Genomic DNA, 21,444 nt, shown 5'->3' with positions numbered 1-21,444 from the left:
CCGTTCATGACCACCAAGCCGCTGCCGCTGACCCCGGAACTGCACGCGTACCTCGTCGCACACGGCTCGCCGCCGGACGAGATCATCCGCGACCTGGCCGAAGAGACGCTGGCCGTCCTCCCCGACCAGGCGATGATGCAGGTGGCGCCGGAGCAGGCCGCGTTCCTCACCTTCCTCACCCGGCTGCTCGGTGTCCGGCGGGCGGTGGAGGTGGGCACCTTCACCGGGCTCTCCTCGCTGGCGATCGCCCGGGGGCTGCCCGAGGACGGGCGGTTGACGTGCTTCGACATCTCTGAGGAGTACACCGGCATCGCCCGTCGGTACTGGGAGCGCGCAGGCGTGGCCGACCGGATCGAGCTGCGCATCGGTCCGGCCGGGGACACGTTGCGCGAACTGCCCCTGGAGCGGCACCTGGACTTCGCCTTCATCGACGCGGACAAGACGGGCTACCCGATCTACTGGGACGAGCTGGTGCCCCGGATGCGTCCGGGCGCGGTCATCGCGGTGGACAACACGCTGCGCGGGGGCCGGGTACTCGCCCCGCAGAACGCCGAGGACCGGGCGATCGCCGCGTTCAACGACGAGGTGCTGGCCGACGTGCGCGTCGAGGCGGTCATGCTCCCCATCGCCGACGGCGTGACCCTCGCCCGGGTCCACTGACGCACCTTGCGGCGTGTCGGGGTGTCCGAGCGGCTCGACACCCCGACACGCCGCAAACCGGGCCGCAACCAACCGCGCCGCGAGGCGGGCGGTGTAACGGCCGGCAGAGGTCAGCCGCCGACCAGGGCCGGGGCGCGGTCGTCGTCCGTCGGCGTGGCGCGCAGGGCGCGGCCGAGTCGCACGGTCAGCAGCAGGGCGGCGGCGATGAAGGCGGGCAGCAGCAGGAAGGCCAGGTGCGGTCCGATCCCGTCGGCCACCGCGCCCAGCGCCACGGGCGCGATCCCGAAACCCACCCCCATCGAGTACGCCGACCAGCCGGCCGCCTTGTCGGCGGCCCGACCGGCGACGGCCAGCGCGATCGAGATGGCCAGCGGGTAGTGCAGCGCGTTGCCGAGTCCCAGCACCACCAGGCCGGTGACGGCGAGCCAGCCGACGGGCGCGAGCCAGAAGAGGGCGAACCCGACCAGGGATACGGTCAGCGCGCCGAGCAGCAGCGGGGCGGGCGGCCAGCGCAGGGCGATCCGGCCGCCGACGAGCCGGCCGAGGAACATGCCGCAGACGATCGCGGCGACGGCGGCCGACGCGGAGGCGGCGGTCATCCCGGCGTGCGAACGGAGCACGTCGGCGGTCCAGAGCGACAGGCAGACCTCGATCGAGCCGGTGACCGACATCAGCACCCAGGCGATCCAGTACGCCCGGGGCAGCCGGTCGGTCGCGCCGGCGCCGCTGCGGGGCGCGGGGAGGCCATCGGCCTGCTCCGCCGCCGAGGCGGTCACCCCGACTCCGGCACGGCCGCTGCCGGGTGTGGGGAGGTCGTCGGGCTGCTCCGCCGCCGAGGCGGTCAGCCCGACCGGGTGGGCGGCAGCCGCGGTAGCGGGGGCGGGCTGCGGCAGGCGTACCCGGAAGAGGCGGGCGGCGAGCGCGACCAGCGCGATCAGCCCGACCTCGACGGCCATCACCGGACGCCAGCCGGCGCCCGCGTCGACGCTGACGCCGATGACCAGCGGGGCGAGAATGCCCATGCCGGCGCAGACGGCGTTGGCCTCGGTGAGCGCGGCGGGCGCGGCCGGGCCGTGCCGGGCGGTGAGGACGACGGCGACGCCACTGACCACCATCATGCCGGCGGTGGCGACGACGGCGACCGCGGCGAGGGTGGCGGGCAGCGGGCGGAGCAGGCCGAACGCGGTCACGCCGACGGCGAGCCCGGCCAGCCCGACCCAGATCGCCCCGCCCCGGCCGAACCGCCGGGCGAGCGGGGCGAAGAGTGCGCCGCCGAGCAGTGCGCCGACGGCGATGGCGGTGCTGTGCAGGCCGGCGACGGCGGCGCTGGTGCCCTGTTCGTCGCGGAGCAGCGGTACGACGGGGCCGAACCCGTAGAGGAAGAAGCCCCACAACCCCAGCTGGGCGTAGGTCAGCCAGGTGGTCCGGTCATGGGTGAGGCGGGGCACCGGCCTTACGCTACAAGCGCCTGGCCGATGCCCCGCTCCTGGGGAGAGGCAGCTCTCGTCAGCGGACGCTGCGGGCGAACTGCCGGGCGGCCCAGAAGACGCCGGCGACGGCGAGCACCGCGGTGATGGTCAGCCCCTGCCAGACCTTGTCGTCGCCCAGGTCCCCGGCGAAGAGCGCCCGGGTGCCGTCGACCGCCCAGGAGAAGGGGTTCCAGTCGGCGATGCCCTGGAGCCAGCCGGGGGCGAAGGTCAACGGCAGCAGGATGCCGGAGAGCAGCAGCACCGGCTGGGCGACGGTGTTCATCAGCGGGGCGAGCGCGTCCTCGCTCTTGACCTTGAGCGCGACACCATAGGACACCGCCGAGGTCATCAGCGCGATCAGGGCGAGCATCAGGTACGCGAGCAGCAGGTCGCCGATGAAGACGCGCAGGTCGAACAGGAGCGCGAGCAGGGTGATGATGACCGCCTGCACGAGCAGCGAGACCACGTCCCGCAGGGAGCGGCCGAGCAGCAGGGCGAGCCGGCTGACCGGGGTGACCCGGGAGCGTTCGATCACCCCGGCGCGCAGCTCGGCGATCAGGCCGAAGCCCTGGAACAGGCCGCCGAAGATGGCCAGCAGCACCAGCAGGCCGGGTACGAAGATCTTGTAGGCGGCGGCCTGGGTGGGGGCGTTCAGCGCGGGCTTGAGCAGCGGGGCGAAGAGCAGTAGGTACATCACCGGCTGGAAGACGCCGACGAAGACCCAGACCGGGTTGCGCAGCAGCAGCTGGATCTGGCGCTGGAAGATGAGCCAGGTGTCGCGGGCGAGTTTCATGACGTTTCTCCTGTGATGAATGCTCAGGACTCGCGCAGCGAGCGGCCGGTCTTGGTGAGGAAGACGTCGTCGAGGCTGGGGCGGTGCAGCTCGATCGAGGAGAGCGTGAGCCCGGCGCTGTCGAGCCGGCGGAGGATCTGCGGGATGGCGGTGGCGCCCTCGTCGACGTAGAGGCGCAGGCCGCCCTCGTCGGCGGTCTCCAGCTTCTTGACGAACTCCTCGCCGTCGAGCAGCTGCGCGGCCTGCGGGGTGCCGGCGACGTCCAGGCCGACCAGCACCACGTCGCCGGAGATCTCCCGCTTCAGCTCGGCCGGGGTCCCCTCGGCCACCACCTCGCCGTGATCCATGATCGCGATCCGGTCGCAGAGCGCGTCCGCCTCGTCGAGGTAGTGCGTGGTGATGAAGACGGTCATGCCCTCGGCGCGCAGCCGGCGGATCTCGTCCCACATGTGCGCGCGGCTCTGCGGGTCCAGGCCGGTGGTCGGCTCGTCCAAAAAGACGATCTTCGGCTCGTGGATGATGCCGAGGGCGATCTCCACCCGGCGCCGCTGGCCGCCGGAGTACGTCTTGCACTTGCGGTCGGCGTACTCGGTGAGCTGGAAGGCGTCGAGGGCGCGGGTGGCGCGGCGGTGCGCCTCGGCCTTGGAGATGCCGTACATCCGGGCGTGCAGCACCAGCTCCTCGCGGGCGGTGGACTCGTCCCAGGTGCTGCCGCCCTGGGCCACGTAGCCGATCCGGCGCCGCACCTCGGCCGGGTCCTTGCGCAGGTCCGCGCCCGCGATGGTGGCCTCGCCGCCGTCCGGCTCGATCAGCGTGGCGAGCATCCGCAGGGTGGTGGTCTTGCCGGCGCCGTTGGGGCCGAGGAAGCCGAAGATCTCCCCCTCGGCGACCTGGAGGTCGACCCCGCGTACGGCGTCGACCGTCTTCGTCTCCCGACCGGCGCGGGAGCGGAACGACTTCCGCAGCCCCCTGGTCTCGATCATGTCTGCTCCTGGTCGTCCGGGCCGGACGCGCCGGCCACCCTGTCCCCTGGGACCGACGCCGGACGGCGCGCTCCCCCGTGGTGCGCGAGAAGGCTAACGCGATATAGCTTTTCTAGTCAACGTTGATTATTCCGTCTCTACGTCGCGCGGCACCGCACCGTCGGTCCACCCCGGCCAGCCCTCCGCCCCGACGAGTCCAGCAGGCAGGTACGACACCCCGGAGTCGATCCGCTCGGCGATCCGGTCGCACCAGGTGACCTCCACCTCGGCGCGGGCCGCCCAGAGCTCGAACATCCAGGCCACGTGCACCGGCTTGGTGTTGCGCATCCAGTCGGAGTCCAACGAGGCACGCATCGACTCGACACCGGCACGCAGCAGATTCGCCCGGTTCCGCAGCGCGGCGGCGGCCTCCTCGCGGGGCATCGCGGGCAGGAAGGAGAAGGCCGCGACGAACGGGTCCGGCGTCTCGTGCAGCTGCCACCAGAAGCCGCGCAGCAGCGTCTCGAACTCGTCCTCCCCCTTCGGCGTCACCTCGTACGTGGTGCGGGCCGGGCGCGCGCCGACCTGCTCGGTCGCCACCTCGCGCAACAGCCCCTCCTCGGTCAGCTTGCGCAGGGCGTGGTAGATCGATCCGGGTTGCACGTTGGCCCACCGATCGGCGTTCCAGCTGAGCAGCTCGCGGCGCACGTCGTAGCCGTGCACCGGCTGCATCCACCGGACCAGGCCGAGAATCATCATCCGAGTCGCAGACACCGGACAAGCGTAATAAACAAGTTTGACTAGAGCGTCGGCGCAACAGTGCGCCATCCCACACTGAGCGATCGTTAGGGCCATCAGAGTGACCGATACACTCCCGGTCAACGACCTCCCGGGAGGAGCCTTCAAGGTGCGCAAGGTACTCATCGCCAACCGTGGCGAGATCGCCGTCCGCGTCATCCGCGCCTGCCGCGACGCCGGCCTGGGCAGCGTCGCCGTCTACGCGGACTCCGACCGGGACGCCCTGCACGCCACGCTGGCGGACGAGGCGTACGCCCTCGGCGGCGACACCGCGGCCGACAGCTACCTGCGGATCGACAAGCTGATCGACATCGCCGGCCGGTCCGGCGCGGACGCCGTCCACCCGGGCTACGGCTTCCTCTCCGAGAACGCCGACTTCGCCCAGGCCGTCATCGACGCCGGGCTGACCTGGATCGGCCCCACCCCGCAGGCGATCCGCGACCTGGGCGACAAGGTGACCGCCCGGCACATCGCCCAGCGCGCCGGCGCGCCCCTGGTCCCCGGCACCCCCGACCCGGTCGGCAGCCCCGACGAGGTGATCGCCTTCGCGGTCGACCACGGCCTGCCGGTCGCCATCAAGGCCGCCTTCGGCGGTGGCGGGCGCGGGCTCAAGGTGGCCCGCACCATGGAGGAGATCCCGCACCTGTTCGAGTCGGCCACCCGCGAGGCAGTCGCCGCGTTCGGCCGGGGTGAGTGCTTCGTCGAGCGGTACCTGGACAAGCCCCGGCACGTCGAGGCGCAGGTCCTCGCCGACCAGCACGGCAACGTGATCGTGGTCGGCACCCGGGACTGCTCGCTGCAGCGCCGGCACCAGAAGCTGGTCGAGGAGGCCCCGGCCCCGTTCCTCACCGCCGCGCAGCGCACCCAGATCCACGAGAGCGCCAAGGCGATCTGCCGGGAGGCCGGCTACCACGGCGCCGGCACGGTGGAGTACCTGGTCGGCGCGGACGGCACCATCTCCTTCCTGGAGGTGAACACCCGACTCCAGGTGGAGCACCCGGTCACCGAGGAGACCGCCGGCATCGACCTGGTCCGCGAGCAGTTCCGGATCGCCGACGGCGAGAAGCTGCGGTTCTCGGAGGACCCGACCCCGCGCGGGCACTCGATCGAGTTCCGGATCAACGGCGAGGACCCGGGCCGCAACTTCCTGCCCGCCCCGGGCACCGTCACCGCGCTGCGGCTGCCCACCGGTCCCGGCGTGCGGGTGGACACCGGCATCTCGGCCGGCGACGTGATCGGCGGCAACTTCGACTCGCTGCTCGCCAAGGTGATCATCAGCGGCGAGACCCGGGCCGAGGCGATCGAGCGGGCCCGCCGCGCGCTGGACGAGATGGTCGTCGAGGGCATGGCCACCGCGCTGCCGTTCCACCGCCTGGTGGTCCGGGACGAGGCGTTCACCAGCGAGCCGTTCACCGTGCACACCCGGTGGATCGAGACCGAGTTCGACAACACCGTGCCGGCGTTCACCGCCGCCGCCGGCCCCGCCGAGGCGCCGGCCGGCCGCGAGACCGTCGTGGTCGAGGTCGCGGGCAAGCGGCTGGAGGTCAGCCTCCCCGCCGGCCTCGGCGCGGGTACGACCACCGCCGCCTCCGCCGCCCGTAAGCCGGCGCGCCGGGGCGGCGGCGCCAAGGCCGGCGCGGCGGTCAGCGGCGACGCGCTCGCCTCCCCGATGCAGGGCACCATCGTCAAGATCGCCGTGGCGGACGGGGACACCGTCGCCGAGGGCGACCTGGTGGTGGTGCTGGAGGCGATGAAGATGGAGCAGCCGCTGCACGCCCACAAGGCCGGCACGGTCAGCGGCCTGTCCGCCGAGGTCGGCGCCGTGATCACCGCCGGCGCGGCGATCTGCACCATCGCCTGACCCCTGCCCCGCCCGCCTCCGCCCGACACGCTCGGCGATCCAGGGACAGTCGTCGTTGCCGAAGATCGACTGGCAGCGTTTCCCGTAGATCGACGCGCTGGGGCGGAGGGCGGGAGGGTGGTTTGGGACACCAGCTACGGCGGAACCGGCTCGGAGCAGGAATGATGGCCGGGTGCGGTTCCTTCATGGCGCGGTCCCCGCGCACGACCTGACCTACAACGACGTCTTCATGGCGCCGGCCCGCTCCGAGGTGGGCTCGCGACTCGACGTCGACCTGGCCACCGGCGACGGCACGGGCACCACCATCCCGCTGGTGGTCTCCAACATGACGGCGGTCTCCGGCCGACGGATGGCGGAGACCGTCGCCCGGCGCGGCGCGATCGCGGTCATCCCGCAGGACATCCCGATCGAGGTGGTGGCCAACGTCGTCGCCTGGGTCAAGCAGCGGCACCTGGTGCACGACACCCCGATCACGCTCGGCCCGACCGACACCGTCGGCGACGCCATCCACCTGCTGCCGAAGCGGTCGCACGGCGCGGTGATCGTGGTCGACGAGGCGGGCCGCCCGCTGGGCGTGGTCACCGAGGCGGACACCGTCGGCGTGGACCGGTTCGCCCAGCTGCGCCACGTGATGTCGACCGAGCTGCACACCGTGCCGGCGGACGCGGACCCCCGTACCGGCTTCGAGCGGCTCTCGGCCGGCCGGCGCCGGCTGGCCCCGGTGGTGGACGCCGACGGCCGGCTGATCGGGGTGCTGACCCGGCAGGGCGCGCTGCGCGCCACCCTCTACCGGCCAGCGGTGGACGACCGGGGGCGGCTGCGCATCGCCGCCGCCGTCGGAATCAACGGCGACGTGACCGGTAAGGCCGAGGCGCTGCTGGCGGCCGGGGTGGACACCCTGGTGGTGGACACCGCGCACGGCCACCAGGAGCGGATGATCTCGGCGCTGCGGGCGGTACGCAAGCTCGACCCCGCCGTCCCGGTGGCGGCCGGCAACGTGGTCACCGCCGAGGGCGTACGCGACCTGGTGGAGGCGGGCGCCGACATCGTCAAGGTCGGCGTCGGGCCGGGCGCGATGTGCACCACCCGGATGATGACCGGCGTCGGCCGGCCGCAGTTCTCCGCGGTGCTCGACTGCGCGGCCGCGGCCCGCGCACTGGGCCGGCACGTCTGGGCCGACGGCGGCGTGCGGCACCCCCGGGACGTGGCGCTGGCGCTCGCCGCCGGGGCGTCCAACGTCATGATCGGGTCGTGGTTCGCCGGCACCTACGAGTCCCCCGGCGACCTCTACACCGAGCCGGACGGCCGGCGCTACAAGGAGAGCTTCGGCATGGCCTCGGCCCGGGCGGTCAGCGCGCGTACCGCCGAGGACAGCGCCTTCGACCGGGCCCGCAAGGCGGTCTTCGAGGAGGGCATCTCCTCGGCGCGGATGTACCTGGACCCGGCCCGGCCCGGCGTCGAGGACCTGATCGACGAGATCATCGCCGGGGTGCGCAGCGCCTTCACCTACGCCGGCGCCCGCAACCTGGACGAATTCCACGAGCGCGCGCTGGTCGGCGTCCAGAGCACCGCCGGCTACACCGAGGGAATGCCCCTGCCCACCAGCTGGTGAACGTCCGGCGGGGTCGACACCCGGTTTGCGGCGGGTCGGGCTGTCCGGGCGACGGGACACCCCGACCCGCCGCGAAGCGGGGTCGATCACCCGGGAGGCGGGGCGGGCCGCGGTCACCTGAGGACGCGGCGGATCACCGCGCGGGCGGCGCGCTCGGGGTCCCGGCCCGCGTCGAGCGGCAGGGCGCCCGCGAGCCAGAGGGTGGCGAAGCCGTGCACGATCGACCAGGCGGCCAGGGCGTCCCGGTCGGGGTCGGCGGTGGGCAGGGCACCGCGCAGTACCGCGCCGGCCCGGTCGCGGGCCGTGGCCACCTCGGGGGCGTCGCCGCGGTAGAGGTCCGGCCGGAACATCACCTCGAAGTGCGCCCGGTGGTCGACCGCGAACCGGACGTACGCCACACCGACCTCCAGCAGGTCGTCGCCGGCCCCGGCGAGTTCGTCGGCGAGGAGGTCGTACCCCTCGACGGCGAGCGCGGTGAGCAGACCGGCCTTGTCACCGAAGTGGTGGGCCGGGGCGGCGTGGGACACCCCGGCACGCCGGGCCAGGTCCCGCAGGCTCAGCGCGGCCGGCCCGGACTCCTCGAGGGCCTGGATCGCCGCGTCGAGCAGGGCCCGCCGCAGGTCGCCGTGGTGGTAGCCGCGCGTCGTCATGACGGGGAGCATAACTTGCCAGCGACAAGATGAGCGCGTCGGAAAATTAGTTTGGTCCCTGACGATCCCGAAGCTAACGTCAGCGCCATGCACAAGGAACCGCTGGCCCGCTTCCCGGAGCTGCTGCGTAACGCGCCGATGGGGCGGCTGGTCGCGGTCGCCGGTCACCTGGTCGACCAGCGCTGGGGCCGCTACCTGTCCGAACACCACGGCCTCACGCCCGCCGGGATGCGGGTGCTCTTCGCGCTGGCCCGCACCGGCGAGACCACCCACCGGGCGGTGGCCGACCATTGCTTCGTCCGGCCCGCCACCCTCACCGGGATCGTCGACACCCTGGAGCGCGACGGCTTCGTCGAGCGCCACCGCGAGGCCGCCGACCGCCGTACGGTGCGGCTCGCGCTGACCGACAAGGGCCGCGAGCACGTGCAGGCCCTCTTCGACCTCATCCACAGCGACACCCCGCTGACCTCCGTCGACGCCGACCCGGCGAAGAAGGCGGTGATCCGCGAGTTCCTGACCGAGTTGATTGTGACCATGTCCAGCGGGGAGGTCGCGAGGTTGAAACCAGCAGACCAGGAATCCGACGAGGCGAGACCGGGAGGCCGCCCGTGCTGATCCGCCTACTGCGCCGCCACCTGCGCCCCTACCGCCGGCCGCTGGCCGGGGTGGTGCTGCTCCAGTTCGTCGGCACGATGGCCTCGCTCTACCTGCCGAGCCTCAACGCCGACATCATCGACCGGGGCGTGGCCCGGGGCGACACCGACTACATCATGCGTACCGGTGGCTGGATGCTGCTGGTCAGCCTGGTCCAGATCGCCTGCTCGGTGACCGCCGTCTACCTCGGCGCGCGGACCGCGATGGGCTTCGGCCGGGACGCCCGGGCCGCCCTCTTCGCCCAGGTCAACAGCTTCTCCGCCCGGGAGGTCGCCCGGTTCGGCGCGCCCTCGCTGATCACCCGCAACACCAACGACGTGCAGCAGGTGCAGATGCTCGTGCTGATGAGCTGCACCATGCTGGTCGCCGCGCCGATCATGAGCGTCGGCGGCGTGGTGATGGCGCTGCAGGAGGACGTCGGGCTGTCCTGGCTGATGCTGGTCAGCGTGCCGGTGCTGGCGATCGCGCTGGGCCTGGTCGTCCGGCGGATGGTGCCGGGATTCCGGGAGATGCAGACCCGGATCGACACGGTCAACCGGGTGCTGCGCGAGCAGATCACCGGCATCCGGGTGATCCGGGCGTTCGTCCGCGAGCCGTACGAGACGGACCGGTTCGGCGTCGCCAACGCCGACCTCACCGCGACGGCGCTGCGGGTCGGCCGACTGATGGCCCTGATCTTCCCGGTGATCATGCTGGTGCTCAACGTCTCCAGCGTCGCGGTGCTCTGGTTCGGCGCACAGCGGGTCGATGCCGGCCAGATGCAGATCGGCGCGCTGACCGCGTTCCTGCAGTACCTGATGCAGATCCTGATGGCCGTCATGATGGCCACCTTCATGCTGATGATGGTGCCGCGCGCGGCGGTGTGCGCCGAGCGGATCGTCGAGGTGCTGGACACCGAGTCGTCGGTGGTGCCGCCGGCCGATCCGCTGATCGCGATGACCAGGCGCGCCGAGCTGGAGCTTCGCCGCGTCGCCTTCCAGTACCCCGGGGCGAGCGCTCCGGTGCTGCACGACATCTCGTTCCGGGCCGGGCCGGGCCAGACCACCGCCATCATCGGGTCCACCGGCGCCGGCAAGACCACCCTGCTCACACTGATCCCCCGGCTGGTCGACCCGACCGCCGGCGCGGTGCTGGTCGACGGGGTGGACGTGCGGCTGCTGGAACCGAACGAGGTGTGGCGCCGGATCGGGCTGGTGCCGCAGCGGCCGTACCTGTTCAGCGGAACGGTCGCCAGCAACCTCCGGTACGGCAACCCGGACGCCACCGACGAGGAGCTGTGGCGGGCGCTGGAGATCGCCCAGGCGCGGGACTTCGTGGCCGAGATGCCGGGCGGGCTGGACTCCCCGATCGCCCAGGGCGGCACGAACGTCTCCGGCGGTCAGCGGCAGCGGCTGGCGATCGCCCGGGCGCTGGTCCGCCAGCCGGAGATCTACCTCTTCGACGACTCGTTCTCGGCGCTGGACCTGGGCACCGACGCGCGACTCCGGGCGGCACTGCGGCCGGTCACCGCGGACGCGGCGGTGGTGATCGTGGCCCAGCGGGTCTCCACCATCGTCGACGCCGACCAGATCATCGTGCTCGAGGACGGCGGCGTCGTCGGCATGGGACGACACGAGGAACTGCTGGTGAGCTGCCCGACGTACGCCGAGATCGTCGCATCCCAGCAGACAGCGGAGGTGCCGGCGTGAGCGAGCCCGACGAGCGGACCACGCGGGCCGGTGACGGCCGGGCGCCCGTACCGCAGCAGAAGGTCCCGGCGGCACGGACGCCGAAGCGGCTGCCCCCCGGCGGCCAGCGCGGCGGTCCGCCGTGGATGGGCGCCGCGATGCCGGCCGAGAAGTCGATGAACTTCGGTCCGTCGGCCCGACGCCTGCTCGGCCGACTGCGGCCGCACCGGCTCCAGCTGTCCGCGGTGATCACGCTCGCCGTGGCGAGCATCGGGCTCAGCGTCATCGGGCCGAAGCTCCTCGGCCACGCCACCGACCTGATCTTCAACGGGGTGATCGGCCGGCAACTGCCCGCCGGGACCACCACGGAGCAGGCCGCAGCGGCGGCCCGGGCCGCCGGCAACGACAACTTCGCCGACATGCTCGCCCGGATGGACGTGGTGCCGGGCGCCGGGATCGACTTCACCGCCCTCGGCCGGGTGCTCGTCCTGGCCCTGGCGCTCTACCTGGCGGCCAGTGTGCTGATCTGGTGGCAGGGATGGCTGCTCAACGGGGTGGTGCAGCGGACCGTGCTGCGGCTGCGCGCCGAGGTGGAGGAGAAGCTCCACCGGCTGCCGCTGCCCTACTTCGATCGGCAGCCTCGGGGCGAGCTGCTCAGCCGCGTCACCAACGACATCGACAACATCTCGCAGACCCTGTCACAGACGCTCAGCCAGCTGCTCACCTCGCTGCTGACCGTCGTCGGCGTGCTGGCCATGATGTTCTGGATCTCGCCGCTGCTGGCATTGGTGGCGCTGGTCGCGGTGCCGCTGTCGGTGGTCGTGACCCAGCGGATCGCCAAGCGGTCACAGCAGAAGTTCATCGCCCAGTGGCGGCACACCGGCGAGCTGAACGGCCAGATCGAGGAGGCGTACACCGGCCACGAGCTGGTCAAGGTCTTCGGCCGGCAGCGCGAGGTGCAGGCCGCGTTCACCGCCAAGAACGAGGAGCTGTTCCAGGCCAGCTTCGGCGCCCAGTTCATCTCCGGGCTCATCATGCCGGCGATGATGTTCGTCGGGAACCTCAGCTACGTCGCGATCGCCGTGGTCGGCGGGCTGCGGGTGGCGTCCGGGACGATGAGCCTCGGCGACGTGCAGGCGTTCATCCAGTACTCGCGGCAGTTCACCCAGCCACTCACCCAGCTCGCCTCGATGGCGAACCTGCTCCAGTCCGGGGTGGCCTCCGCCGAGCGGGTCTTCGCGGTACTCGACGCCGAGGAGCAGAGCCAGGACAGGGTTGCGCCGCCCCGGGTCACCGGCAGGGTCGAGTTCGCACACGTCTCCTTCCGGTACGACCCGGAAAAGCCGCTCATCGACGACCTGTCGCTGGTCGCCGAGCCGGGTCACACCGTGGCGATCGTCGGCCCGACCGGTGCCGGCAAGACCACCCTGGTCAATCTGATCATGCGCTTCTACGAGCTGGACGCGGGCTGGATCACCCTCGACGGGGTGGACATCACCGCCATGCCCCGGGACGAGCTGCGCGGCCGGATCGGCATGGTGCTCCAGGACACCTGGCTCTTCGGCGGCACCATCCGGGACAACATCGCCTACGGCCGGCCGGAGGCCACCGAGGAGGAGATCCTGGCCGCCGCCCGGGCCACCTTCGTGGACCGCTTCGTGCGCAGCCTCCCCGACGGGTACGACACCGTCATCGACGAGGAGGGCAGCAACGTCAGCGCCGGCGAGAAGCAGCTCATCACCATCGCCCGGGCGTTCCTGGCCGAGCCGTCGTTGCTGATCCTGGACGAGGCCACCAGCTCGGTGGACACCCGCACGGAGGTGCTGCTCCAGCGGGCGATGGCGGCGCTGCGCTCGGACCGGACCAGCTTCGTCATCGCGCACCGGCTCTCCACCATCCGGGACGCCGACCTGATCCTGATGATGGAGCACGGCCGGATCGTCGAGCAGGGCACCCACGAGCAGCTGCTGGCCGCGAAGGGGGCGTACCACCGGCTGTACCGCTCGCAGTTCGCCGGGGCGCTGGTGGACGACGAGGACGACGGGGCGGCCCCCCGGACCCCGTCGGTCCAGGGGGCGCTCTCCTCATGACCGGCTCAGGCGGCGGCCGGCAGCAGGTCGGACGAGCGGGCGGCGACCACCGCCCCGACCAGCCCCAACGCCTCCGCGACCGGCATCGGGCCCAACCCCCGGCCGTCACGCAGGCGCAGCGAGACCGAACCGTCGGCCACCTCCCGGGCGCCCACCACCCCGACGTACGGCACCCGGCGGCGGGCGGCGTCCCGGATCCGGGCGCCCAGCGAGCCGCCGGCGTCGACCTCGGCCCGCAGCCCGGCGGCGACCGCCCGGCGGGCCAGTCCGGCCGCCGGCTCCGCCTGGGCGGCGTCGACCGGCAGCAGCACCAGCTGCACCGGGGCGTACCAGGGCGGAAAGGCACCCTGGTGCACCTCGATCAGGTAGGCGAAGAGCCGTTCCATGCTGCCGATTAGGCTGCGGTGCACCATCACCGGCCGCCGCCGGCCACCGGACGCGTCGGTGTACGACAGGTCGAACCGCTCCGGCTTGTCGAAGTCGAGCTGGACGGTGGAGATGGTGGACTCCCGACCGGCGGCGTCGACGATCTGGATGTCGATCTTCGGGCCGTAGAAGGCGGCCTCGCCCGGCGCCTCGATGACGTCGACCCCGTCGAGCGCCGCGCGGAGCAGTCCCTCGGCCCGCGCCCACTGGGCGTCGTCGCCGACGTACTTCTCCCCCGGCCCGCGCAGCGACAGCCGGAACCCGGCCGGGCGGACGCCGAGCGCGGCGTGCGCCTCGCGGATCAGCCGCAGGATCTCCCGCACCTCCTCCCCGACCTGCTCCAGCGCGCAGAAGTTGTGCGCGTCGTTGAGGGAGATGGCGCGGACCCGGGACAACCCGCCCAGCACGCCGGACCGCTCCGCCCGGTACATCCCGCCCAGCTCGGCGACGCGCAGCGGCAGTTGCCGGTAGGAGCGCCCGCGCGCCCGAAAGACCAGCGCGTGGTGCGGGCAGAGCGCCGGGCGCAGCACGAACTCGTCGTCGGCGCTGAGCCGCAGCGGCGGGAACATGTCGTCGGCGAAGTAGCCGAGGTGCCCGGAGAGCTCGAACAGCTCCCGTTTGCCCAGCGGCGGCGAGTAGACGTGCTGGTAGCCGGCCCGACGTTCCAGGTCACGGACGTACTCCTCGACGGCGTGCCGGGCGGCGGCGCCGGCCGGCAGCCAGATCGGCAGGCCGGCCCCGGCGAGGGGGTCGGAGACGAACAGGTCCAGCTCCCGGCCGAGCCTGCGGTGGTCGATCATGTCGCTCTCCTCACGGGGTACGACCCGGGAGCGACCTGGTCCACGGACGCCGCGAGGCCCCGGGGCGGATCGCCCCGGGGCCTCGTCGACGAAAACGTCAGTGCGGCGCGCCGGGGTCTCCCGGCGTCGTGGTCACCACCGCGCTGCGCATGCCCCGACGGTACGGTCCCGGCGCGGGGCGCGGCGAACGGATTTCCGGCACGCGCCGCCGGCCGCTCGGACGGCCCTCGGGGCGGCGCGGAAGGAGGGGCGGGCCGCCGGCACGGGACCTGCCGGCGACCCGCGGCGGCCGGCTCGTCAGGAACGGGGGGCCCGACGCGCGTGCGGCCGCGCGCCGACAACGGTACGCCGACCGGCCTGAATCCGCCGTCCGCTTCCCGCCTGGATCGGGGCCGCTCGCCCGTCACCCCGGGTCAAACCGGATCGTTGTCCCCAGGTGGCCCTGTGGTGTCCACCGTCACCACCGGCCGGGCCCGTCCCCGGTGACGGCGGCCACGCCGTCAGGCTCGGTGGACGTGATCGGCCCTGACCGGCGAGGTGGCAGCCGTGCCCGAACTTCTCACTGACGTCGCTTCGCCGACGTGGGCGTACCTGGTGCTGCTCGCGCTGCTGATCGCGGACGCGTTCGTGCCGGTCATCCCCACCCAGGTCGTGATGATCACCAGTGGCGCGCTGACCGTCTACGGCGGGCTGAGCCTGCCGCTGACCATCGGCGTCGGGGCGCTCGGTGTCTTCGCCGGCGACCTGGCCTGCTACCTGCTGGGCCGCGGCGCCCCGGACCGCCGCCTCCCTCGGCACGCCGAGCCGAGCCGGGCCCGCCGGATGGCCGGACGCGTGACCCGGGGATTGCGGCAACCGGGACCGTTGGTCATCCTGCTCTGCCGGTTCGTGCCCGGCGGCCGGATGGCGGCCTGCTTCTCCGCCGGCCGCAGCCGGTACCCCTACCGGCTCTTCCTGTTCTACGAGGGTGCCGCGGCGACCGGCTGGGCGGCCTACGGCGCGCTGGTCGGCCACCTCGGCGGCACGGCGCTGACCGAGTCCGCCTGGCGGCTGGTGCTGATCGCGGCAGCGGCGGCGGTCGGGTTCGCGGCGGCGGGCTGGGCGATGACGGTGGTCGGTGCCCGGACCCGGGGCGAGGTCCCCGTCGACTGACGGCCGCCCCGCTTCATGCGGGCGTGGTGCCCGTCACCGCGCCAGTCCCGGCACGGCGCCGGCACAGCGCCAGCCCGTCACAGCGCGATGCCTCTTCCGGCGCTACGAAGCTGATCACGTCAATGGATCGCCGCGGCGTGAGTCATTGGGGTCATCAGGCCGCCTTCGTCGACCACCCCGAACCTGTCACCGACACGGTCGAGCGGATCACCGGCCACCCCGCCCGTCCGTACGCCGAATGGGCCGCGGACCACGCCCCCGCCTTCCGCTGACCACCCGCCGCCGGACCGGCGTACCGGCCCGGCGGACGCGGGGATCACTCCAGCTCGTGGAGCATGAGCTGGCGGGCGGCCTCGGTGATCGACCCCGAAAGCGAGGGGTAGATGGTGATGGTCTGGGCCAGCTCGTTGACGGTGAGGTTGTTCTCCACCGCCATCGTGATCGGGAGGATCAGCTCGCTCGCCTTCGGCGCCACCACCACGCCGCCGACCACCTGGCCGCTGGCCGGGCGGCAGAACAGCTTCACGAAGCCGTCGGCCAGGTCGTCCATCTTCGCCCGGGCGTTGCCCGACAGCGGCAGCATCACCTGACGCGCGGGGACCTTGCCGGCGTCCACCTCGTCCTGGGAGACGCCGACGGTGGCCAGCTCCGGGTCGGTGAAGACGTTCGCCGCCACGGTCCGCAGCCGCAGCGGGCGGACCGCCTCGCCGAGCGCGTGCCACATGGCGATCCGACCCTGCATCGCCGCCACGCTGGCCAGCGGCAGCACACCGGTGCAGTCGCCGGCCGCGTAGATGCCGGGGACGTTGGTACGCGACACCCGATCGACGGTGACGTAGCCGCCCCGGGCCAGCTCGACGCCGTACTCGGCGAGCCCCAGGCCGGCGGTGTTGGGGATCGAGCCCACGGCGATCAGCGCGTGCGAGCCGGACACCAGCCGGCCGTCGGAGAGCTCGACCTCGACGCCGTCACCGGTGCGCCGGACCGCGTCCGCGCGGGAGTTGTTGAGGATGCTCATGCCGCGGTTGCGGAAGACCCGCTCGATGGCCATCGCCGCGTCGGCGTCCTCGTGCGGCATGACCCGGTCCCGGCTGGAGACGAGGGTGACCTGGACGCCCATCGCCAGGTAGGCGCTGGCGAACTCGGCGCCGGTGACGCCGGAGCCGACCACGATCAGGTGCTCGGGCAGCTCGGGCAGGTCGTACACCTGCCGCCAGGTCAGGATCCGCTCGCCGTCGGGCAGCGCGGTGGGCAGTTGACGCGGGGTGGCGCCGGTGGCGACCAGGACGGTCGACGCGGCGATCGACTGCTCGTCGCCACCGTCGGCCGGGGTGACGATCACCCGGTGGGTGTGACCGAGCGTGTCCTCGCCCAGCCGGGCGGTCCCGGCGACGAAGGTCACCCCGGCCTTGACCAGCTTCGCGTGGATGTCGTCGGACTGGGCCAGGGCGAGCCGCTTCACCCGCTCGTGGACCGCGCGGGCGTCGACCGTCACCGCCTCCAGCCCGTCGGAGTGCACCCCGAACTCCTCGGTGTCCCGGTAGCCGGTGACCACCTGTGAGCTGGCGATGAACGTCTTCGACGGGACGCAGTCGGAGAGCACGCAGGCGCCGCCGGCCCCCTCGGCCTCCACCACGGTGACGTCGGCGTCCAGCTGCGCGGCGACCAGCGCCGCCTCGTAGCCGGCCGGCCCCCCGCCGATGATCACGATCCGGCTCACAGCGCTCGCCCCTCGTCGTTGTTCACAGTGACTTTCTTCTCCCGAACGCGTTCGACACGCACCGTCGTATTCTCCCCCACCCGCCCGCCGGGCTATCGTCATCGCCGTGCGTCACTACGCCGCCTACGGCTCAAACCTGGACCCCGCCCGAATGCGTGCCTACTGTCCGCATTCGCCGATGGTGGGCATCGGCTGGCTGGAGGGCTGGCGGCTGACCTTCGCGGGCGAGGACGTCATCGGCTGGGAGGGCTCCGTCAGCACCGTCGTGGAGTCCCCGGGCGACCGGGTCTTCGTGGCGCTGTACGACATCCACCCGTACGACGCCGCCCAGCTCGACGAGATCGAGGGCGTGACCGCCGGCACGTACCGCAAGCTGCACGTCCGCGTCTCGACCCTGGACGGCGACGTCACCGCCTGGATCTACGTCTTCGACGGGTACGAGGGCGGCCTGCCGACCTCGTGGTACCTGTCGGAGATCGCGAACGCGGCCGAGAAGGCGGGCGCGCCGGACGACTACGTCACCGAGCTGCGGTCCCGCCCCACCGGCACCGCGTCGGCGTAGCGCGTATCGCACCCCTCCAGTCTGCTCCGGGGACGACGGACCGTCACCGTCGGCCCCGCCCGGCGTCGCCCATCACACACCGGCGGCCGGGACGATCCGCTCGTACATGTCGGTCCAGCGCTCCTCACGCAGCCCCACGGAGCGGTAGAGGGTCACCGGGGCGGTCGGGTTGGTCAGGTCCACGCCCAGTCCGGCGGCGGCGCGGCCCTTGCCCGCGTAGCAGGTGAAGGCCCGCCACAGCAGCGCCGCGCCCACCCCGCGCCGCCGGTACGCGGGCAGCACGGACAGCGTGCGGACCCAGCCCATGTCCTGATCCAGCGCCTGGTCGGAGGATTGCAGGGCCCCCGCCGGCTCGCCGTCGACCTCGGCCACGAACCACTCGTCCCAGACCCGCCCGGACGCCGGGATCTGCTCCCGCCAGCGGTCGAAGCCGACCGGCTCGTAGTCCGGGGTGTCCCGGAACGCAGTGTCGAAGATGCGGTGGAACAGGCGCAGGTCGGCCTCGTCGTCGACGCGCAGCGGGCGGACGGTCACCCCGGGCGGGGGCGGCGGCTCGGCGGGCAGCCCGGCCAGCGACCGGCTCATCCGCACGTACCGCTTGACCAGGGTGAAGCCGGCCTCGGCCAGCTCCGCCGCCCAGCGGCTCTCCGGGGCACAGGCGGTGGCCCGGGTGGTCAGCGCGGGGAGCCCGCGCTCGGCGGCCCGTTCGGCGATCCGGTCGAGCATCCGGGTCAGCAGCGGGGCGCGCAGCGCCGCCGCGCGCTCCGGGTCGACGTAGACCTCGACGAAGTCGCGGCCCACGCCGGTCGGATTGTCCACCGCCGTCCAGGCGACGACCGTCCCGTCGGGGTCGGTGACCAGCCAGGAGTCGCGGGCGGGGTCGAAGAAGGGGGCGGTCAGCGCGGCCCGGACGTCGTCGGCGTCGAAGTCCGGGTAGCCGACGGCGAAGGTGTCGGCGGCGTGCACCACGGCGAGGATCGCCGGGACGTCGTCGAGGGTGGGGCGGCGGGCGGTCCAGCCGGCGGGAAGCGTCACGCCGCGATCCTGGCAGGGCGGGCGGGTCCCGCGCCGCCGGTTTTTCGCTCGGTCGCCAGGTATGCGGGACCCGCGCGAAGACGTGGCGCCGGCCCCGGGGCGGCGGTCAGCGCGGGGTGGCGCCGGAAAGCAGGGCCCGGGTGGCGGTGAGCAGTTCCACCAGCTCCGCGCCCTCCCCGGCACGCAACGTCCGGAAGGCGGTGGAGGTCAACCGGTCGGTCATCGCCTCGGCCCAGAGCCGCCGCCGGACCAGCGGGCCCACCGGCGGGTACGGCGGCGACCAGCCGCAGGCCGACGCCCCGGCCTCCCCCTCCGGCCCGGCGAGCACCGCCTCCAGCGGGGTCATCCCGCCCGCCCGCACCGCCAGCAGGTACGCCCCGGTGAAGTGCTCGCGGAGCAGCAGCAGCGCCACCGCGGCGCGGGCCCCCGCCGCGTGCTGCGGCACCGGCATGGCGCGCCACGCCGCGAAGAGCGGCATCCCGGTGGCGTCCGCCGCGGCGACCACCCGCTCCAGCAGCACCGCCAGCCGGGGCATCCCGGGCAGGTCGTCCAGGTGCTGGGCGCCCCAGCGGCAGCACTCGGCGAGGTTGACGGTCGCCACCTCCAGCGGACGGACCACCCGGACGGCGGCGTCCCAGCCCTCGGCGACCGCCTCCGGGGCGATGAAGCCGAGCGCGGCGGCGACGGTCTGCGCGCGGACGTCGCCGAGCGCGCCGGCCCGTCCGGTGATGTAGAAGGCCCAGCCGGAGATGCCCAGCAGCCGGACCCGGCGCAGGGTCCCGGGGCAGCGGCTGAACAGGTCGCCCAGTTCGAGCACGGCGGGCTTGCTGGCGGCGGCCACCTGTTCCGGCGTCATCCCGACCACCCACTGCACGCATCCATCGCGCTCAGTCTGCCTCGCCGTCGCCCCCAGCGACATCCTCCTCTTCGGCGTCCAGCGCCTCGATCGCCGCCTCCACCTCGCCGGCGCGGCGGCGCGCGGCGGTGAGCGACCGTTCGGCACCCCGACGCGCCAGTCTGGACCGGCTCAGCTCCTGCTCGGCGGCGGCCCGGCGGCGCTCCAGTTCGGCCAGTTCCGCCTCGATCTCGTCGAGCGCGGCGGCGCCGTCCCGCTCGGCCGCCGTCGCGCCGTCGAGCTCCTTCTCGGCCCGCCCCAGCTCGGTACGCGCCGACGCCAGCTCCCGTTCCAGCGCCCGGCGTCGTTTCTCGCGCTCGGCCCGGGCGGCCCGCTCCGCCGCCCGCTCGTCGCGCGCCCTGCGCTCCCCGGCCCGATCCGCCGCCCGGTCGGGTGCCCGCGGGGGCTCCTCCGCCCCACCGGTGACCAGTCTCAGCTGGGGCCGGGGCACCTCGCCGAAGCCGGCGTAGTGGACCGCCCGAAGCAGGGTGCCCGCGCGGACCTGCTCGGCCACCTCGGCGTCGGCGAGCGCCGCGTTGAGGGTGGCCTCCACCTCCCCCAGCGGCAGCTTCCCGCCCGACGGGGCGTCCGGCGTCCGGGCCGCGATCCGCCGCACCTCCGCTACCAGCGCGGCGACGACCGCGCGCCGCTGGGCGGAGAGCTCGCGCAGCTTCGGTCCCTTCAGGTCACGCTGGGCGGTCCGCAGCGCCTCGGCGAGCTGGGCCAGGTCGGCGACCAGCTCGGGGCGCTCCAGGGCGAGCAGGTTGACCAGCCAGGCGGCCACGGTGGGTCGCTTCAGCCGGGCGATCTGGCGGGCGCCGGCCGCGTCACCGGCCCGGCGGGCCTCGGCGACGGCGGCGTCCCGGGCGGCGACGAACCGGTCCGGGGGCGTGCGGTACAGCCGCTGGACCAGCTCGGACGAGAGCGCGGGCACGGCTCAGACGTCGATCCGGCTGCCCGGTTCCAGCCGCTGGTAGTCCGTCCCGGACAGGGCCGTGTACTGCCGGTCGACCACGGCGAGCCCGTTGTCGTTGAGGTAACCGTCGTGCAGGGCGTACGCGCGGCGCGGCGCGACCGCCCGGATGAAGTCAAGCACCTCGGAGAACTTCGACCAGGGCGCGTGGATCGGCGCGAAGAGGGTGTCCACCTGGACCTCGTCGGGCACGACCAGCGAGTCTCCCGGGTGGTAGACGACGTCGTTGAACAGGTATCCGAGGTTCTCGATGACCGGGATGTCGGGGTGGATGACGGCGTGCCTGCCGCCGTAGGCGCGGACGGCCATGCCGGCGGCGGTGAAGGTCTCCCCGGGCGCGACCACGGTCAGCACCTCCGCCGCGTCACCCAGGACGCCGGCGAGCGAGGCCGGGCCGGTGACGGTGAACGGGCGGCGGTCCAGCGCCCGGGTCAGCGCGTCGACGTCCACGTGGTCCGGGTGCTCGTGGGTGATCAGCACCGCGTCCGCCCCGTCCAACGCCGCCGGCTCGCTGACCACCCCGGGGTCGACGACGAGCACCCCGCCGTCGTGCTCCAACCGCAGGCAGGAGTGGGCGTACTTGGTGAGCTGCATACGTGACTCCTCGATTATCGAATCGTGACGTCCTCAGCGCAGTCTGCCGGAACCGGCGCGGTGTCGCGTCG

At 73.3% G+C, this 21,444-nt stretch carries 19 protein-coding genes and 1 pseudogene; 9 read left to right on the top strand and 11 right to left on the bottom strand.

The genetic code is table 11. The features are described 5' to 3' along the window. Positions 1-6 precede the first annotated feature (6 nt). Complete coding sequence (locus tag V6U88_RS09110) at positions 7-660, top strand: O-methyltransferase (RefSeq protein WP_334451539.1); 654 nt, start codon at positions 7-9, stop codon at positions 658-660. 110 nt (positions 661-770) lie between these two features. Here the strand turns inward: V6U88_RS09110 and V6U88_RS09105 are convergent, their stop codons facing one another. The 4 genes from V6U88_RS09105 to V6U88_RS09090 all read right to left on the bottom strand — a co-directional run bounded on the left by V6U88_RS09105 (position 771) and on the right by V6U88_RS09090 (position 4,643). Further along, a complete protein-coding gene (locus tag V6U88_RS09105; RefSeq protein ID WP_334451537.1) occupies positions 771-2,108 on the bottom strand; it encodes an MFS transporter in 1,338 nt (445 codons plus the stop codon). A 58-nt stretch (positions 2,109-2,166) separates the two neighbouring features. Then, the gene (locus V6U88_RS09100; RefSeq protein WP_154939599.1) at positions 2,167-2,922 is read right to left on the bottom strand and encodes an ABC transporter permease; all 756 of its coding nucleotides are present in this window, start codon (positions 2,920-2,922) and stop codon (positions 2,167-2,169) included. 23 nt (positions 2,923-2,945) lie between these two features. Beyond that, positions 2,946-3,905: an ATP-binding cassette domain-containing protein gene (locus tag V6U88_RS09095; RefSeq protein ID WP_334451535.1), complete on the bottom strand. Its 960-nt coding sequence runs from the start codon at positions 3,903-3,905 to the stop codon at positions 2,946-2,948. A gap of 126 nt (positions 3,906-4,031) precedes the next feature. Next, positions 4,032-4,643 (bottom strand): PadR family transcriptional regulator, encoded by a 612-nt coding sequence (locus tag V6U88_RS09090; protein ID WP_334451905.1) that lies wholly within the window; start codon positions 4,641-4,643, stop codon positions 4,032-4,034. Between the two features lie 148 nt (positions 4,644-4,791). Between V6U88_RS09090 and V6U88_RS09085 the strand changes: the two genes are divergently transcribed. Beyond that, on the top strand, positions 4,792-6,543 hold the full coding sequence (locus V6U88_RS09085) for an acetyl/propionyl/methylcrotonyl-CoA carboxylase subunit alpha (protein ID WP_334451533.1): 1,752 nt from the start codon (positions 4,792-4,794) through the stop codon (positions 6,541-6,543). Positions 6,544-6,715: 172 nt separating this feature from the next. Continuing rightward, positions 6,716-8,155: a GuaB1 family IMP dehydrogenase-related protein gene (locus V6U88_RS09080; RefSeq protein ID WP_334451532.1), complete on the top strand. Its 1,440-nt coding sequence runs from the start codon at positions 6,716-6,718 to the stop codon at positions 8,153-8,155. A gap of 113 nt (positions 8,156-8,268) precedes the next feature. Here V6U88_RS09080 and V6U88_RS09075 read toward each other — a convergent pair whose 3' ends face one another. Then, positions 8,269-8,805, bottom strand: a complete 537-nt coding sequence (locus V6U88_RS09075) for a TetR/AcrR family transcriptional regulator (protein ID WP_334451531.1) — start codon at positions 8,803-8,805, stop codon at positions 8,269-8,271. Positions 8,806-8,892: 87 nt separating this feature from the next. Between V6U88_RS09075 and V6U88_RS09070 the strand changes: the two genes are divergently transcribed. The 3 genes from V6U88_RS09070 to V6U88_RS09060 all read left to right on the top strand — a co-directional run bounded on the left by V6U88_RS09070 (position 8,893) and on the right by V6U88_RS09060 (position 13,216). Further along, positions 8,893-9,420, top strand: a complete 528-nt coding sequence (locus V6U88_RS09070; protein WP_334451530.1) for a MarR family winged helix-turn-helix transcriptional regulator — start codon at positions 8,893-8,895, stop codon at positions 9,418-9,420. Then, on the top strand, positions 9,414-11,147 hold the full coding sequence (locus V6U88_RS09065; protein ID WP_334451528.1) for an ABC transporter ATP-binding protein: 1,734 nt from the start codon (positions 9,414-9,416) through the stop codon (positions 11,145-11,147). Before V6U88_RS09070 ends, V6U88_RS09065 begins: the two co-directional genes overlap by 7 nt. Before the next feature lie 125 nt (positions 11,148-11,272). Continuing rightward, positions 11,273-13,216 carry an ABC transporter ATP-binding protein gene (locus tag V6U88_RS09060; RefSeq protein WP_334451904.1) on the top strand — a complete coding sequence of 648 codons (1,944 nt, stop codon included), beginning with the start codon at positions 11,273-11,275 and terminating at the stop codon, positions 13,214-13,216. 5 nt (positions 13,217-13,221) lie between these two features. Here V6U88_RS09060 and thrS read toward each other — a convergent pair. Next, positions 13,222-14,445 (bottom strand): annotated as a pseudogene (gene thrS / locus V6U88_RS09055) (threonine--tRNA ligase); the annotation flags it as partial. A gap of 543 nt (positions 14,446-14,988) precedes the next feature. Between thrS and V6U88_RS09050 the strand changes: the two are divergent. Both V6U88_RS09050 and V6U88_RS09045 read left to right on the top strand, forming a co-directional pair. Beyond that, on the top strand, positions 14,989-15,594 hold the full coding sequence (locus V6U88_RS09050; RefSeq protein ID WP_334451526.1) for a DedA family protein: 606 nt from the start codon (positions 14,989-14,991) through the stop codon (positions 15,592-15,594). Between the two features lie 137 nt (positions 15,595-15,731). After that, entirely contained in the window at positions 15,732-15,866 is a 135-nt protein-coding gene (locus tag V6U88_RS09045; RefSeq protein WP_442934596.1) for a hypothetical protein, read from the top strand. 44 nt (positions 15,867-15,910) lie between these two features. On the opposite strand, the gene V6U88_RS09040 is transcribed toward V6U88_RS09045, so the two are convergent. After that, positions 15,911-17,314: an NAD(P)H-quinone dehydrogenase gene (locus V6U88_RS09040; protein WP_334451524.1), complete on the bottom strand. Its 1,404-nt coding sequence runs from the start codon at positions 17,312-17,314 to the stop codon at positions 15,911-15,913. 106 nt (positions 17,315-17,420) lie between these two features. Between V6U88_RS09040 and V6U88_RS09035 the strand changes: the two genes are divergently transcribed. Then, positions 17,421-17,876, top strand: coding sequence for a gamma-glutamylcyclotransferase (locus V6U88_RS09035; protein ID WP_334451523.1), 456 nt, complete (start codon positions 17,421-17,423; stop codon positions 17,874-17,876). A 72-nt stretch (positions 17,877-17,948) separates the two neighbouring features. On the opposite strand, the gene V6U88_RS09030 is transcribed toward V6U88_RS09035, so the two are convergent. From V6U88_RS09030 to V6U88_RS09015, 4 genes are all read right to left on the bottom strand, one after another. Continuing rightward, positions 17,949-18,911 carry a GNAT family N-acetyltransferase gene (locus V6U88_RS09030; RefSeq protein ID WP_334451522.1) on the bottom strand — a complete coding sequence of 321 codons (963 nt, stop codon included), beginning with the start codon at positions 18,909-18,911 and terminating at the stop codon, positions 17,949-17,951. A gap of 106 nt (positions 18,912-19,017) precedes the next feature. Then, on the bottom strand, positions 19,018-19,767 hold the full coding sequence (locus V6U88_RS09025) for an SCO6745 family protein (RefSeq protein WP_334451520.1): 750 nt from the start codon (positions 19,765-19,767) through the stop codon (positions 19,018-19,020). A gap of 31 nt (positions 19,768-19,798) precedes the next feature. Next, complete coding sequence (locus V6U88_RS09020) at positions 19,799-20,740, bottom strand: hypothetical protein (protein ID WP_334451518.1); 942 nt, start codon at positions 20,738-20,740, stop codon at positions 19,799-19,801. A gap of 3 nt (positions 20,741-20,743) precedes the next feature. Continuing rightward, positions 20,744-21,373: an MBL fold metallo-hydrolase gene (locus tag V6U88_RS09015; protein ID WP_334451517.1), complete on the bottom strand. Its 630-nt coding sequence runs from the start codon at positions 21,371-21,373 to the stop codon at positions 20,744-20,746. Between the last annotated feature and the right edge of the window lie 71 nt (positions 21,374-21,444).

Origin of the sequence: Micromonospora sp. CPCC 205739 (assembly GCF_036906795.1) — a bacterium.
In the GTDB taxonomy this organism is placed as follows: domain Bacteria; phylum Actinomycetota; class Actinomycetes; order Mycobacteriales; family Micromonosporaceae; genus Micromonospora.
Note: the sequence above shows the minus strand (reverse complement) of the source record. Positions and strands in the feature narration are given on the sequence as shown.

What these genes read in the sequence shown, in the direction of transcription:
- V6U88_RS09025 (WP_334451520.1), bottom strand. Translation starts at nt 19,767, where the DNA reads ATGACGCCGGAACAGGTGGCCGCCGCCAGCAAGCCCGCCGTGCTCGAA.
- V6U88_RS09015 (WP_334451517.1), bottom strand. Translation starts at nt 21,373, where the DNA reads ATGCAGCTCACCAAGTACGCCCACTCCTGCCTGCGGTTGGAGCACGAC.
- V6U88_RS09075 (WP_334451531.1), bottom strand. Translation starts at nt 8,805, where the DNA reads ATGACGACGCGCGGCTACCACCACGGCGACCTGCGGCGGGCCCTGCTC.
- V6U88_RS09100 (WP_154939599.1), bottom strand. Translation starts at nt 2,922, where the DNA reads ATGAAACTCGCCCGCGACACCTGGCTCATCTTCCAGCGCCAGATCCAG.
- V6U88_RS09060 (WP_334451904.1), top strand. Translation starts at nt 11,273, where the DNA reads ATGGGCGCCGCGATGCCGGCCGAGAAGTCGATGAACTTCGGTCCGTCG.
- V6U88_RS09090 (WP_334451905.1), bottom strand. Translation starts at nt 4,643, where the DNA reads ATGATGATTCTCGGCCTGGTCCGGTGGATGCAGCCGGTGCACGGCTAC.
- V6U88_RS09070 (WP_334451530.1), top strand. Translation starts at nt 8,893, where the DNA reads ATGCACAAGGAACCGCTGGCCCGCTTCCCGGAGCTGCTGCGTAACGCG.
- V6U88_RS09095 (WP_334451535.1), bottom strand. Translation starts at nt 3,905, where the DNA reads ATGATCGAGACCAGGGGGCTGCGGAAGTCGTTCCGCTCCCGCGCCGGT.
- V6U88_RS09110 (WP_334451539.1), top strand. Translation starts at nt 7, where the DNA reads ATGACCACCAAGCCGCTGCCGCTGACCCCGGAACTGCACGCGTACCTC.